This window comes from Asanoa siamensis, from assembly GCF_016862555.1.
GTDB lineage: Bacteria > Actinomycetota > Actinomycetes > Mycobacteriales > Micromonosporaceae > Asanoa > Asanoa siamensis.
In genome coordinates, this window is record NZ_BONE01000052.1 from 18,628 (window position 1) to 31,835 (window position 13,208).

Below are 13,208 nucleotides of genomic sequence, written 5' to 3' on the forward strand. Positions count from 1 at the left end.
GTCGTCGAAAGGGGTTACGACGATCGACAAGCTAATCCTGATGAGATCGACTGTCCATGGTCTACCGCGCCGCGCGGGCCGGCGTGATGGGCAGTTCCCGTTGCCGGACCCCGGTGGCGTGCCAGGCCGCGTTGGCGATCGCGGCCGCCACGCCGACGATGCCGATCTCGCCGAGTCCCTTCACACCGGACGGGTTGAGCTCGTCGTCGGGGTCGTCGACGTAGGTCACGTCGATCTCGCCGACGTCGGCGTTGGTCGCCACGTGGTAGTCGGCCAGGTTGTGGTTGACCCAGTCGCCGAACCGGCCGTCCATGCTGGACTCCTCCAGCAGGGCCGTGGACAGGCCCATCGTCATGCCGCCGATCGACTGCGACCGGGCGGTGAGCGGGTTGACCACCCGGCCGACCGCGTAGACGCCGGTCAGCCGGGGCACCCGGACCTCGCCGGTGGTGACGTCGACCGCGACCTCGGCGAAGTGCGCGCCGAACGCGTACCGGGCGTAGTCGGCCCGCGCCCCGATCGCCGCCGTGGAGTCGAACGTGCTGGTCAGCCCGTCCGGGGGCAGCGGCTCACCGGCCGCCAGCCGGCCGGCCAGCTCCCGGCACGCGGTGACCACCGGCCAGCTCCACGAGGCCGTGCCCATCGACCCGCCCGCGCCCATCGCCGGCCCGAACCCGCTGTCGCCGATCAGCACCCGCACCTGGTCGACCGGCACCTCGAGGGCGTCCGCCGCGAGCTGGGTCAGCACCGTCCGGGCGCCGGTGCCGATGTCGCTCGCCGCCACCCGCACCACGAACGAGCCGTCGGGCAGCGCCGTGGCGTGCGCCGTCGTCGGCGCGGCCCGGGCCGGGTAGTGCGCGCCGGCCACGCCGGTGCCCCGCCACCAGCGGCCGTCCCGGCGCACCGCCGGCCGCGGATCCCGACCGGCCCAGCCGAAGCGCGACGCGCCGACCCGCAGGCAGTCCGCCAGCCGCCGGCTGCTGAACGCCTGTCCGGTGGTGGGGTCGACGGCCGGCTCGTTGCGCAGCCGCAGCTCGACGGGGTCGACCCCGCACGCCTCGGCGAGCTCGTCCATCGCGGACTCCAGCGCGAAGGAGCCCGGCGCCTCCCCCGGCGCCCGCATCCAGCGTGGCGTCGGCACGTCCAGCGCCACCACCCGGTGGCTGGTACGCATGTTCTCGGCCCCGTACATCGGTCGGGAGTAGACCGCGGCCTGCTCGGTGAACTCGTGCAGCCGGGAGGTCTGCAGGGCCGCCCGGTGCTCGAGCGCGACCAGCCGGCCGTCCTGGTCGGCGCCGAGCCGGATCCGCTGCGCGGTGGGCGTGCGGTAGCCGGTCAGCGGCCAGAGCTGCGGCCGGGTCAGGGTGACGCGGACCGGGCGGCCGACCAGCGTGGCGGCCATCACCGCGAGCACGGTGTCGGGCCGCGGCGGCATGCCCTTGTTGCCGAAGCCCCCTCCGACGTGCTCGGAGAGCACCCGCAGCGTCCCGGGCGCGAAACCGAACAGCTTGGACAGCGTCGGCACCACCCCGTACGCGTACTGCGTCGAGGTGTGCAGGGTGATCCGCCCGTCGGACCGGACGGCCGTGGCCGAGTGGGGCTCCATCGCGTTGTTGTGCTGCGCGGGCGTGCGGTACTCGGCGTCGACCACGACGGCGGCGCCGGCCAGAGCGGCGTCCACGTCACCCTTCCCGGTCACCGTCGGGTTGCGCGGGTTGACGTACTCCGGCTCGTAGAGACCCGGATGGTCGGCGCGGAACACGGTGTCGGGCGGCTCGGGGAAATAGTCGACCCGCATCCGCTCGGCGGCCTCCCGCGCCCGCTCGGGGGTGTCGGCGACGACCAGCGCGACCGGCGCGCCCCAGTGCGCCACCCGGTCGCCCTGGAAGAGAAACAGCGTGCCCTCACCGATGTCCGTCAGCCGCGGCGCGTTGTCCCGGTGCACCACGGCGAGCACGCCCGGCATGGCCAGCGTCGCCTCGACGTCCAGGTTGAGCACCCGGCCGCGCGGGATCGTCGCCGGCACCACGGCGCCGTAGGCCAGGCCGGGCACCGCGACGTCGCCGGCGTACCGGGCCCGGCCGGTGACCTTGTCGAGGCCCTCGATCCGGGTCAGCGGGTGGCCCACCGACGGCGCGGCCTGCCAGAACCGGGTCATCGCTCCCCCGCCAGCCCCGCCAGCACCGCGACGACCAGGTCACGGACCAGCGGCACCTTGTACGCGTTGTCCCGCAGAGGCGTGGCGCTGTCCAGCTCCGCCTCCGCGGCCGCCTCGAACGCCGCCTCCGTGGCCGGGCCGCCGAGCAGCGCGCGTTCCGCGACCCGGGCCCGCCAGGGGTGGGACGCGACCGCGCCGAGCCCGATCCGCACGTCGCTGACCAGGCCGTCCTCGACCACGAGCACGGCGGCGACCGAGGCGATCGCGAACGCGTACGACGCCCGCTCCCGGACCTTGCGGTAGGCGGACCGTGCGCCGGCCGGCAGCGGGGGCAGCGCGACGCCGGTGACCAGCGCGCCGTCCTGGACCGTCAGCTCCAGGTCGGGGCGGTCGCCGACGGGGCGGTAGAAGTCGACCAGTGGGATCTCGTGCGGCCCGGCCAGGTCCTGCAGGTCCACCCGGGCGTCGAGGGCCGCGAGCGCGACCGCCAGGTCCGACGGGTGGGTCGCGACACAGTGGTCGGACGCGCCGAGGATCGCCAGATTGTGGTGCTCGCCCTCGATGGCCGGGCAGCCGGACCCGGGCATCCGCTTGTTGCACGGCTTGGTCGCGTCGGTGAAGTAGACACAGCGGGTGCGCTGCACCAGGTTGCCGCCGGTGGTGGCCGCGTTGCGCAGCTGCCCCGAGGCGCCGGCCAGCAGCGCCTGGCTGAGCACCGGATACCGCTCCCGGACCAGCGGGTGGGCGGCGAGGTCGCTGTTGCGGACCAGGGCGCCGACCCGCAGCGCGGCGCCGTCCTCGGTCACGTCGTCCAGCGGCAGGCCCGTCACGTCGACCAGCAGCTCCGGGCGCTCGACGCCGAGCTCCATCAGGTCGACGAGGTTGGTGCCGCCGCCCAGGTAGCGGGCCTCCGGGTTGTCGGCGACCAGCGCGACCGCGGCGTCGACGCTGCGGGCCCGGGCGTAGGCGAACTCGCGCATCGTCAGTCGCCCCCGGCGACCTCGCGGATGGCGGCCACGATGTGCGGGTACGCGCCGCAGCGGCAGATGTTGCCGGCCATCCGCTCGCGGATCTCCGCGTCGTCGAGGCGCACCGGGCCGGTGCTGACCGCGCTCGGCCAGCTGGCGGCGAGCTCGTCGAGCATGCCGATCGCGGAGCAGATCTGGCCCGGCGTGCAGTAGCCGCACTGGAACGCGTCGTGCGCGACGAAGGCGGCCTGCATCGGGTGCGGCTCGTCGTCGGCCAGGCCCTCGACGGTGGTCACCTCGCGGCCGGCCACGGCCACCGCGAGCTGCAGGCAGGAGTTGACCCGGCGGCCGTCGAGCAGCACGGTGCACGCGCCGCACTGACCGTGGTCGCAGCCCTTCTTGGTGCCCGTCAGGTCGAGCCGGTCGCGGAGCAGGTCGAGCAGCGTGGTGCGGTTGTCGACGACGAGCTCGACGGGCGCCCCGTTGAGCATGAGGCGCACGGTGCTGGCGAGCTCGGGACCGGCCATGACTCCTCGACCGTACCCGCCGCGCTGGTTGCGCGGCGGGCACTCAGCGGTGTCTCAGTGGCAGGTTCCGGTGCCGCTGTCGTTGTAGGTCCTGCCCGACTGCGGCACGAACTGCCAGTCGTACGAGGTGGCGTGCAGGGTGAACGTGAGGACGCCGAACGTGTCGCTGTTGCGGGCCTGGCTGTTGGGCTGGATCGTGCCGAAGCCGTAGTGGTCGGCACCGCCCATGCCGGCCACGAAGGACCGCAGGCCGCGCGCGTTGTCCAGGCCGCCGTTCGCGTTCATCGGCGCGAACCGCTCGTACTGGTGGTTGTGCCCCCAGACGACCACGTCCGCGTTCGCGTCGTAGAGCGCCTGGTAGAGCGGGCGGGTCGAGGTGGACGGGGCGTGGTTGGCGCCCGAGGTGTAGAGCGGGTGGTGCCAGTAGGCCAGCGTGCACGGCCGGGTGTTGGCGGCCAGGTCGTTCTTGAGCCAGGTCACCTGGGCCGAGGTGGCCGACATGCTGATGTTGGAGTTGAGCGAGACGATGTGCCAGTTGCCGAGGTTGTAGGAGTAGTAGCCCTGGCCGGACGGACCGGCCTGCGAGCCGAAGTAGTTGTAGTAGCCGGTGGCACCCGAGGTGTTGTAGTCGTGGTTGCCCGGCGCGGGCCGGGTCCGCGACTTGAAGGCGCCCCAGGTCGGCTGGTAGTAGCTGTTGAACTCGTTGGCCGTGCCATTGGTGTAGACGTTGTCGCCGGTGGTGAACACCGTGCCGGAGATCCCGTTGACCAGCGCCGCCGTGGCGCTGTCACCGGAGCCGGACGTCGCGATGTCGCCGGCACCGACCAGCACCGGGTCGCCGCTGGGCGGCGGCGTCGTGGTGCCGGTCGTGACCACGAGCTGCGGCGCGTCGGTGCCGCTCTCCCGCGAGTCGTAGTAGGCGCCGTCGGTGCTGCTGGACGAGGCGCCGAAGCTGAAGGTGCCGTTGCCCTTGACGACGCTCGTGACGTCGAGCTCGTACCAGCCGTCGGCGGTGACGCTGCCGATCGAGCCGACCGACGCGCCGTCGACGGCGGGCTGGTTGTTCCAGGTGGTGCCGGTCTCCGACCACGTCGTGTTGGACATCGCCCGGAACGCGCCGCCGTTGTTGCTGCCGTCGTTGCCGGAGATCGTCCGGAGCCGGAGCTTGGCGGAGGAGACGGTGCCGCTGACGCCGCTCACCGAGAACCGCAGGAACAGCCGGCGGACCGGGCTGTTGTCGACCGTGACCTGGGTCGACGTGCCGTAGTTCGTCGAAGCGGTGTCCTGCTGCACGTAGGTGTCCGCGGACGGCCGGAACGTCGTGGTCGCGGCTGCTGCGGGTGTGGTGTTGCTCAGCACGGCGGCGATGATGCCGCCGGCCAGGACGGTCGCCGTGGTGGCGCCGGCCAGGATACGGATGCGCATGACCTCGGAATCTACGTCGATGAATGAACATGATCGCGTCGTACGGGTGAACGGCGGACAGCGATCTGTTCATCCGGCGGGTGTTGTCACGATCCGGCACGGGATACAGGGTGATCCGCGTGTACCTGTCCACGATCGACCGGCCCGCCGCCGGCAAGGGACGGCGCGGTGCGGCCCTCGTCGGTGGCAACGTCGTCGCGCTCGGCACCGTCAGCCTGGTCACCGACGTCTCCGCCGAGATGGTCACGGCCGTCCTGCCGCTCTACCTGGTGCTCGGCCTGCACCTGAGCCCGCTCGCGTACGGCGTGGTCGACGGGGTCTACACCGGCGCGACCGCGCTGCTGCGGATCGTCGGCGGCTACGTGGCCGACCGGGTGCGCGGGCACAAGGTGCTGGCCGGTGCCGGCTACGCCCTGTCGGCGGTCGCCAAGCTCGGGCTGCTGGCCGCCGGGCGGTCGCTGGCGGGCATCGGGTTCGTGGTCGCGGTCGACCGGATGGGCAAGGGGCTGCGCACCGCGCCCCGGGACGCGCTGATCACGTTGTCGACGCCACCGGACGCGTTGGGGCGCGCGTTCGGCGTGCACCGGACGATGGACGCGGTCGGTGCCTTCCTCGGTCCGCTCGTCGCGCTGGCCGTGCTGGCCGGGTCGGGGCAGTCGTACGACGCGGTCTTCGTGACCAGTTTCTGCGTGGCGCTGCTCGGGGTCGCGGTGCTGGTGCTCTTCGTGCGCGAACGGCCACCGTCGGCGTCGGTCGCCGCTCCCCCGCGGCCGTCGGTGCGGGACGCCGTCGCGCTGCTGCGCTCGGGTGACCTGCGGCGGCTGCTGCTGGCCGCGGTGCTGCTCGGGGTCGCGACGATCGGCGACGGGTTCGTCTATCTCATGCTGCAGCGGCGCACCGAGATCGGGCTGCTCTGGTTCCCGCTGCTGGCCGTCGGCACGAGCCTGGCCTTCCTGTTGCTGGCCGCGCCGCTGGGTGTGCTCGCGGACCGCATCGGGCGGCGGCTCGTGCTGCTCGCCGGGTACGCCGCGCTCGCGGTCACCTACCTGTTGCTCGGCGCGCCCGTCGGTGGGTGGGCGCTGCTCGTGCCGGCACTGGCGGCGTACGGGCTCTACTACGCCGCGACCGACGGGGTGCTGATGGCGCTGGCCGGGCCGCTGCTGCCGGACGGCCTGCGGGCGACCGGGCTCGCGCTGGTCCAGACCGGGCAGGCGCTGGCCTATCTGGCGTCGTCGGTGCTGTTCGGGCTGGCCTGGTCGGCGTGGGGGCCGGGCGCGGCCGTACTCGCCGCGGCGGGGGTCGCGATCGTCGCCGGTGGGACCACCGCCGGCTTGCTCTTCCACAAAGGACGAACGGCGTGAACGGCATGAGCGTACGGGTGCGGGTGCTCGCGGTGCTGGGCGTGGCGGTGGTGCTGGCGGTCGTCGCCACGCTCTACATCCAGGGTGCGGCGGCGCGGACGCCCTCGTCGGACGGTGCCGCAGCGGCCGCCGGGCCGGTGACGCTGGACGCCGCGCCCGTGCTGCTGACCGTGACCGACCGGCACGTCGCGACGGTGTCCACTTCGGACCCGTCCGGGCCGCGGACGGTCTCGGGCGTCGAGTGCGTGCGGGCCTACGCGGCCGGGGGCACCGGGATCTGCCTGCAGCCGGCCACCCCGTGGACGTACCGGATGGTGGTCCTGGACCGGACGCTCACGCCCGTGCGCTCCGCGGACATCCCGGGGCTGCCCAACCGCGCCCGGGTGTCGGCCTCCGGGCGGCTCGTGGCGTGGACGACGTTCGTGGGTGGCGACTCGTACAACAGCGGCGGTTTCTCGACCCGCACCGGGATCCTGGACACCCGGGACGGCACGATGGTCGCCTCGCTCGAGGAGTTCACCGCGTCGCGCGACGGCGTGGTGGTGAAGGCGGCGGACCGCAACTTCTGGGGCGTGACCTTCGCGGCCGACGACAACACGTTCTACGCCACGATGTCCACCGGTGGACACCGCTACCTGATGAAGGGCGACCTGGCCGCCCGGTCGCTGCACACCGTGGCCGACAACGTGGAGTGCCCGTCGCTGTCGCCGGACGGCACGCGGATCGCGTTCAAGCACGCGATCGACGGCGACCCGACGCGCGGCTGGCGACTGTCCGTGCTCGACCTCGGCACGCTCGCGGTGACGCCGCTGGCCGAGACCGCGAGCGTCGACGACCAGCCGGCCTGGCTCTCCGGCGACACGATCGGCTACACGCTGCGCCAGGGTGACGGCCGCCCCGACGTGTGGTCGGTGCCCGCCTCCGGCGGGGGCGCGCCGCGGCTGCTCGTGCCCGGTGCGGAGTCGCCGGCGGCACTGGACGGCGTAACCGCGCGCACGAACGGGTAAGGACGTTTGCCATGCGTCAGGTTCTGCTGCGGCTCGTGTTGCCGCTCGTGGCCCTCTACGGGCTGATGCTGCTGCTCGGTCAGGTCGTGACCGCGTCCTGGTGGCCCGCCGCCGGCGAGGACCAGGTCAACAAGGCGCTGGAGGAGGCCCGGTCCGGGCCGCTGACCGCGGCGTCGCTGGTGTTCAGCACGATCGCCGACACCTGGTCGGTGATCGCGGTGTGCGCGTTCGCGGTGGTGATCCTGCTGGTCACCCACCGCCCGTGGCGCGAGCCGCTGTTCCTGGCCGGCGCGGTCGCCGCCCAGGCGCTGATCTTCCTGCTCACGACGCTGGCGGTCGACCGGCACCGGCCGGCGGTCGAGCACATGGACGTCTCGCCTCCGACGTCGAGCTTCCCGTCGGGCCACACCTCGGCCGCGACCGCACTCTACTGCGGACTCGCGCTGCTGTTCGCCCTGCGGTCGACCAGCGGACGCTGGGAGGCGCTGGTCTGGACCGTCTTCGTGCTGATTCCGATCGGAGTGGCGTTGACCCGGATGTACCGGGGGATGCACCACCCGAGCGACGTGGTCGGCTCGTTCGTCAACGCGGGCCTGTGCCTGACGATCATGTACCACGCGGTGCTGCGCTGGCGTGGCGCGCCACCGCCGCGGCCCACCGACGAACGGAAGTCGGTGTCGCTGTCCCGCGCCCGCTGACACCATGTCCCCATGCCGCCACCGATCTCCCCCGGCCGGGCCACGGCCGCCCTGACGGCGCTCTCCCTGGCGGCGTTCGCCTACGTGACCACGGAACTGGTGCCGGTCGGCCTGCTCACGGTGATGGCGCCCGACCTGCACCGGTCGCAGTCCGAGGTCGGGCTGCTCGTCACCGGGTACGCGTTCGTGGTCGTCTTCGCCTCGCTGCCGTTGGCCCACCTGACCAGGCGGATCCCGCGCCGCCGGCTGCTCGCGGTGACGTTCGCGGTGTTCACCGTCGCCACCGCGGTGTCGGCGCTGGCCACCAGCTACTGGATGCTCGCCGGCGCGCGCCTCGCCACCGCCGCCACCCAGGCGATGTTCTGGACTGTCGTCGGGCCCACCGTGACCGGGTTGTTCCCGGCCGAGGTCCGCGGCCGCATCGTGGCGCGGTTCGCGGTCGGCCCGTCGCTGGCGCCGGTGCTCGGGTTGCCGCTCGCCACCTGGATCGGCCAGCAGGCCGGGTGGCGCGCCGCGTTCGCCGTGCTGGCCGTGCTCGGCCTGGTGGCCGGCGCCGTCGTCACCGCGCTGCTGCCGTCGTTCCGGCCGGCCGACGGGGGCGCCGCCCGCGGCACCATGCCGCACCGGGGGCGGTTCCGGGCGCTGCTGGTGATCACCGCGGTCGGCATCACCGGCAACTTCGTCGCGCAGACCTACATCACGCCGTTCCTGCTGGAGGTCAGCCGCTTCCCCGACGCCTCGCTCTCGTTGCTGCTGCTCGTCTCCGGCGTCGCCGGCGTGGTCGGCACGATCCTCGTCGGCCGGTTCATCGACAGCCGGCCGGTGGCGGCGCTGGCGGTGCCGCTCGCGCTCGTCGGCGGCGGTCTGGTGCTGTTGTACGCGTTCGGCACCGTCCAGCCCGTCACCGTCGCGCTGCTGGCGCTGTTCGGGCTCGCGTTCAGCGCGTTCGCGGCGACCGTGCAGGGCCGCACGCTGCAACTCGCGCCCGGCAACACTGACCTGGCGTCGGCCGCCTCGGGCTCCGCGTTCAACGCGGGCATCGCGAGCGGGTCGCTGCTCGGCGGCGTGCTGCTGCCCGTGACCGGCCTGCGCTCGCTCATGCTGGTCGGCGGCCTGATCATGCTGGCCGCGCTGGGCGTGGCGCTGCGGGACATGCGCCGGCACGGCTCGTCGGGCCCGTCACCCGTGCCGCCCCCGCGGCCCGCGCCGGCCGGGGCCCTTGCCCACGACGATCTAGGGCGTGGCAGAGTGTGACGATGACCCGACGACCGCTGCTGCTCGTGGACTCCGCGAGCCTCTACTTCCGGGCCTACTTCGGCATCCCCGAGTCGGCGGCCATGGCGCCCGACGGCACTCCGGTCAACGCGGTCCGCGGTTTCCTCGACATGGTCGCGCAGCTGATCCGCACGCGCCGGCCGGACCGCCTGGTCTGCGCCCTGGACCACGACTGGCGCCCGGCGTGGCGGGTCGAGCTGATCCCGTCCTACAAGGCACACCGCCTGGCGCCCGGGGGCGGACCGTCCACAGAGGTCGTGCCCGACAACCTCGAGGCCCAGGTGCCGCTGATCCTGGAGGTCCTGGCCGCGGTCGGCATCCCGGCGATCGGCGCGAAGGGCTATGAGGCCGACGACGTGCTCGGCACGCTGGCCACCACGCAGCCGGGCCCGGTCGAGGTGGCCTCCGGCGACCGCGACCTCTACCAGCTCGTCGACGACGCGAAGCCGGTCCGCCTGCTCTACTGCGGCCGCGGTGTGGCCAAGCTGGAGGACAGCGACGACGCCGCGGTCCAGGCGAAGTACGGCGTCCCGGCGTCGGGCTACGCCGACTTCGCGGCGCTGCGCGGTGACCCCAGCGACGGCCTGCCGGGCGTCCCCGGCGTGGGCGACAAGACGGCCGCCCGCCTGATCACCCGCTACGGCAGCGTCGAGGCGATGCTGGCGGCCCTGGACGACCCGAAGGCGGGCTTCGCGCCGGGCCTGCGCGGCAAGCTGGACGCGGCCCGCGACTACCTCGCGGTGGCCCCGAAGGTGGTCAAGGTGGCCCGCGACATCGCGCTCCCGGCGATCGACACGACGCTGCCCACGGCCCCGGCCGACGGCGACAAGCTGCTGACGCTGGCCGACAAGTGGAACCTGGCAGGCCCCTGCCGCCGCCTGGTCGACGCGATCAGCAACGCCACCGCCTGAACGACGCGCCGCCATCCGCCCCGGGTCGGTCAGGTGTTGATGTAGGCCAGGACGCCGCGGTTGATGGCGCCGATCGCCTGGCGGGCCGTGGTGCGGACCGTCTGGGAGGCGCCGCCCGCGTCGGCGATCTGGCCGAGCAGGTCGACCACCTGGCGGGTCCACCGGACGAAGTCGCCGGCCGGCATGTCGCCGTCCAGGTTGTGGCCGCTCGCCAGGACCTTGGCCAGGGCCTCGCCGCGGGTCCAGCGCACGATCGGCCAGACGAAGCCCAGGTCGGGCTCGCGGGTGCGGTCGACGCCGTGGTCGGCCTCGTCGGCCTCCAGCTCCGCCCAGATCTTCATGGTCTCGTCGATCGCGTCGGTGATGGGGCCGCGTGGCACCGACGCCCGTTCGTCGCTCTCCCGGCGGGCCTCGTAGAGCACCACCGAGACCGCCCCGGCGAGCTCGTCGGGCGTCAGGGCGTCCCAGACACCCCGCCGCAGGCACTCGGCGACCAGCAGGTCGGCCTCGGACCAGATCCGGGCGAGCATCCGGCCGTGCTCGGTGACCTCGCCCGTCTCGGACAGATAGCCCCGGGAAGCCAGCAGCGCGCACACCCGGTCGAACGTGCGGGCCAGGGAACCCGTCCGGCTCGCCACCCGCTTGCGCAGCTCGTCGGTGTCGAGCTGCAGCCGCCGGCGCCGCTCGGCCCAGCGGGCGTGCTCCTCGCGGTCCGGGCACGCGTGGGCCGGGTGCTTGCGCAGCTTGTCGCGGATCTCCAGCAGGTGCGCGTCGTCGCCGGTGCCGCGGGCCCGCCGGCCGCGCCGGCTGTGCCGGTCGAGGCCCGTGCCGGTGACCGTGGCCGCCAGGTCCCGCCGGGCCGCCGGGTTGCGGTGGTTGAAGTTCTTCGGCACCCGGACCCGGGCCAGCACCTCGGCCGGCGACGTGAAGTCGGCCGACGTCACCCGGCCCGCCCAGCGGTCCTGGGTGAGCACGAGCGGCCGCGGGTCGCCGAAGCCACCCGTGCCCGGCTCCAGCACCACCGCGAGGCCCGCCCGCCGGCCGGACGGCACGCGGATCACGTCGCCGACCCGCAGCCGCTCCAGCGACGACACCGCCTGGGCGCGGCGCTGCGAGAGGCCCTGCCGGGCCAGCGCGCGCTCGCGCTCGCCGATCTGCATCCGCAGGTCGAAGTATTCGTCGAAGTCGCCGAGGTCGCACTTCACCTCGTCGGTGTACTGCGCGATCGTCTCCTCGTTGCGCTGCACCTGCTTGGCCAGCCCGACGACCGACCGGTCGGCCTGGAACTGGGCGAACGACGCCTCCAGCAGCGCGCGGGAGCGCTCGGCGCCGACGGTCCCGACCAGGTTCACGGCCATGTTGTACGAGGGCCGGAAGCTCGACCGCAGCGGATAGGTCCGGGTCGACGCCAGGCCGGCGACGTGCCGTGGGTCGACCTCGGGCGACCAGACGACCACCGCGTGGCCCTCGACGTCGATGCCGCGACGGCCGGCGCGGCCGGTGAGCTGCGTGTATTCGCCCGGCGTCAGGTCGACGTGCGCCTCGCCGTTGAACTTGACCAGGCGCTCCAGCACCACGCACCGGGCCGGCATGTTGATGCCCAGCGCCAGCGTCTCGGTGGCGAAGACGGCCTTGACGAGGCCGCGGACGAACAGCTCCTCGACGACCTCCTTGAACGCCGGCAGCATGCCGGCGTGGTGCGCGGCCAGGCCGCGCTCGAGGCCGTCGAGCCACTCCCAGTAGCCGAGCACCGAAAGGTCTTCACCCGGGATGGCGGTGATCCGGTCCTCGACGATGCGGCGGATCTCGGCCCGCTCGTCGGGCGTGGTCAGCCGCAGGCCGGCGGCGAGGCACTGCTGCACGGCCGCGTCACAGCCGGCGCGGCTGAAGATGAACAGGATCGCGGGAAGCAGGTTTTCCCGGTCGAGGCGCTCGACGATCTCGGCGCGCAGCGGGCCCTTCCAGCGGGGCCCACGGCCGCCCCGGGCGGCGCCGCCCGAAAAGCCGTCGCGGCCCATCTCCAGCCGGCGCAGCATCTCCCGCGAGTAGCGCAGCAACTCGGGGTGCACGTCGTGCTTGCGGGCCGCGGCGGCGTCGTGGAACAGGTCGAACATCCGGCGGCCGACCAGCATGTGCTGCCAGAGCGGGACCGGCCGGTGCTCGCTGACCACGACGTCGGTGTGGCCCCGGACCGTCACGAGCCAGTCGGCGAACTCCTCGGCGTTGGAGACCGTGGCCGACAGTGAGATCAATGTCACTGACGCCGGGAGGTGGATGATCACCTCTTCCCAGACCGCGCCGCGGAACCGGTCGGCCAGGTAGTGGACCTCGTCCATCACCACGTACGCCAGGCCCTGCAGCGCCGGGGAGCCGGCGTAGAGCATGTTGCGCAGCACCTCGGTGGTCATGACCACCACGGGCGCGTCGCCGTTGATCGCGTTGTCGCCGGTCAGCAGGCCGACGTTCGCCGCGCCGTGCCGCTCGACCAGGTCGTGGAACTTCTGGTTCGAGAGCGCCTTGATCGGCGTGGTGTAGAAGCACTTCTTGGGCGGCGCGTCCGATTCGTCACCGGCGCCCTTCGCCAGCGCGAGGTGGACCGCGAACTCACCGACCACCGTCTTGCCGGCGCCGGTGGGTGCGCAGACCAGCACGCCGCTGCCGCGTTCGAGGGCCTCGCACGCCTCCCGCTGGAAGTCGTCCAGGTCAAAGCCCAGGCCAAGGGCGAAATCCTCCAGGGCCGGGAACGCGCTGGCCCGGGCGGCCCGGCGGCGCGCCGCTGCGTAGCGCTCGGCGGGGCTCGACATGTATCCAAGATTACGGCGTGCGCGCCGCGCCGACGCGGTAGGCCGTGCGGGACCCGCCAGGTGGGTCGTAGGTA

10 protein-coding genes are annotated in these 13,208 nt (G+C 73.4%); 5 read left to right on the plus strand and 5 right to left on the minus strand.

The annotated features are described in order from the left end of the window. Nucleotides 1–61: 61 nt before the first annotated feature. The 4 genes from Asi02nite_RS27650 to Asi02nite_RS27665 are packed head-to-tail and all read right to left on the minus strand — an operon-like array spanning nt 62 to nt 5,078. Nucleotides 62–2,158, minus strand: a complete 2,097-nt coding sequence (locus Asi02nite_RS27650; protein ID WP_203716850.1) for a xanthine dehydrogenase family protein molybdopterin-binding subunit — start codon at nt 2,156–2,158, stop codon at nt 62–64. Next, a complete protein-coding gene (locus Asi02nite_RS27655) occupies nt 2,155–3,138 on the minus strand; it encodes an FAD binding domain-containing protein (protein WP_203716851.1) in 984 nt (327 codons plus the stop codon). Before Asi02nite_RS27655 ends, Asi02nite_RS27650 begins: the two co-directional genes overlap by 4 nt. A 2-nt stretch (nt 3,139–3,140) precedes the next feature. Beyond that, nucleotides 3,141–3,653 carry a 2Fe-2S iron-sulfur cluster-binding protein gene (locus tag Asi02nite_RS27660; protein ID WP_203716852.1) on the minus strand — a complete coding sequence of 171 codons (513 nt, stop codon included), beginning with the start codon at nt 3,651–3,653 and terminating at the stop codon, nt 3,141–3,143. A gap of 54 nt (nt 3,654–3,707) precedes the next feature. Then, complete coding sequence (locus Asi02nite_RS27665) at nt 3,708–5,078, minus strand: CBM96 family carbohydrate-binding protein (protein ID WP_203716853.1); 1,371 nt, start codon at nt 5,076–5,078, stop codon at nt 3,708–3,710. A 110-nt stretch (nt 5,079–5,188) separates the two neighbouring features. On the opposite strand from Asi02nite_RS27665, the gene Asi02nite_RS27670 reads away from it, so the two are divergent. From Asi02nite_RS27670 to Asi02nite_RS27690, 5 genes are read left to right on the plus strand one after another with little or no spacing between them, the layout of a single operon-like run. Further along, entirely contained in the window at nt 5,189–6,439 is a 1,251-nt protein-coding gene (locus Asi02nite_RS27670) for an MFS transporter (protein ID WP_239127158.1), read from the plus strand. Nucleotides 6,440–6,444: 5 nt separating this feature from the next. Continuing rightward, nucleotides 6,445–7,446: a TolB family protein gene (locus tag Asi02nite_RS27675; RefSeq protein ID WP_203716887.1), complete on the plus strand. Its 1,002-nt coding sequence runs from the start codon at nt 6,445–6,447 to the stop codon at nt 7,444–7,446. Nucleotides 7,447–7,457: 11 nt separating this feature from the next. Then, a complete protein-coding gene (locus Asi02nite_RS27680) occupies nt 7,458–8,144 on the plus strand; it encodes a phosphatase PAP2 family protein (protein ID WP_203716854.1) in 687 nt (228 codons plus the stop codon). Nucleotides 8,145–8,156: 12 nt separating this feature from the next. Next, entirely contained in the window at nt 8,157–9,398 is a 1,242-nt protein-coding gene (locus Asi02nite_RS27685; protein ID WP_203716855.1) for an MFS transporter, read from the plus strand. 2 nt (nt 9,399–9,400) lie between these two features. Further along, nucleotides 9,401–10,330, plus strand: coding sequence for a 5'-3' exonuclease (locus tag Asi02nite_RS27690; RefSeq protein WP_203716856.1), 930 nt, complete (start codon nt 9,401–9,403; stop codon nt 10,328–10,330). 29 nt (nt 10,331–10,359) lie between these two features. Here the strand turns inward: Asi02nite_RS27690 and Asi02nite_RS27695 are convergent, their stop codons facing one another. Further along, nucleotides 10,360–13,134, minus strand: a complete 2,775-nt coding sequence (locus tag Asi02nite_RS27695; RefSeq protein ID WP_203716857.1) for a DEAD/DEAH box helicase — start codon at nt 13,132–13,134, stop codon at nt 10,360–10,362. Nucleotides 13,135–13,208: the final 74 nt, after the last annotated feature.

What these genes read in the sequence shown, in the direction of transcription:
- Asi02nite_RS27675 (WP_203716887.1), top strand. Translation starts at nt 6,445, where the DNA reads ATGAGCGTACGGGTGCGGGTGCTCGCGGTGCTGGGCGTGGCGGTGGTG.
- Asi02nite_RS27695 (WP_203716857.1), bottom strand. Translation starts at nt 13,134, where the DNA reads ATGTCGAGCCCCGCCGAGCGCTACGCAGCGGCGCGCCGCCGGGCCGCC.
- Asi02nite_RS27655 (WP_203716851.1), bottom strand. Translation starts at nt 3,138, where the DNA reads ATGCGCGAGTTCGCCTACGCCCGGGCCCGCAGCGTCGACGCCGCGGTC.
- Asi02nite_RS27690 (WP_203716856.1), top strand. Translation starts at nt 9,401, where the DNA reads ATGACCCGACGACCGCTGCTGCTCGTGGACTCCGCGAGCCTCTACTTC.
- Asi02nite_RS27650 (WP_203716850.1), bottom strand. Translation starts at nt 2,158, where the DNA reads ATGACCCGGTTCTGGCAGGCCGCGCCGTCGGTGGGCCACCCGCTGACC.
- Asi02nite_RS27660 (WP_203716852.1), bottom strand. Translation starts at nt 3,653, where the DNA reads ATGGCCGGTCCCGAGCTCGCCAGCACCGTGCGCCTCATGCTCAACGGG.
- Asi02nite_RS27680 (WP_203716854.1), top strand. Translation starts at nt 7,458, where the DNA reads ATGCGTCAGGTTCTGCTGCGGCTCGTGTTGCCGCTCGTGGCCCTCTAC.
- Asi02nite_RS27685 (WP_203716855.1), top strand. Translation starts at nt 8,157, where the DNA reads ATGCCGCCACCGATCTCCCCCGGCCGGGCCACGGCCGCCCTGACGGCG.
- Asi02nite_RS27665 (WP_203716853.1), bottom strand. Translation starts at nt 5,078, where the DNA reads ATGCGCATCCGTATCCTGGCCGGCGCCACCACGGCGACCGTCCTGGCC.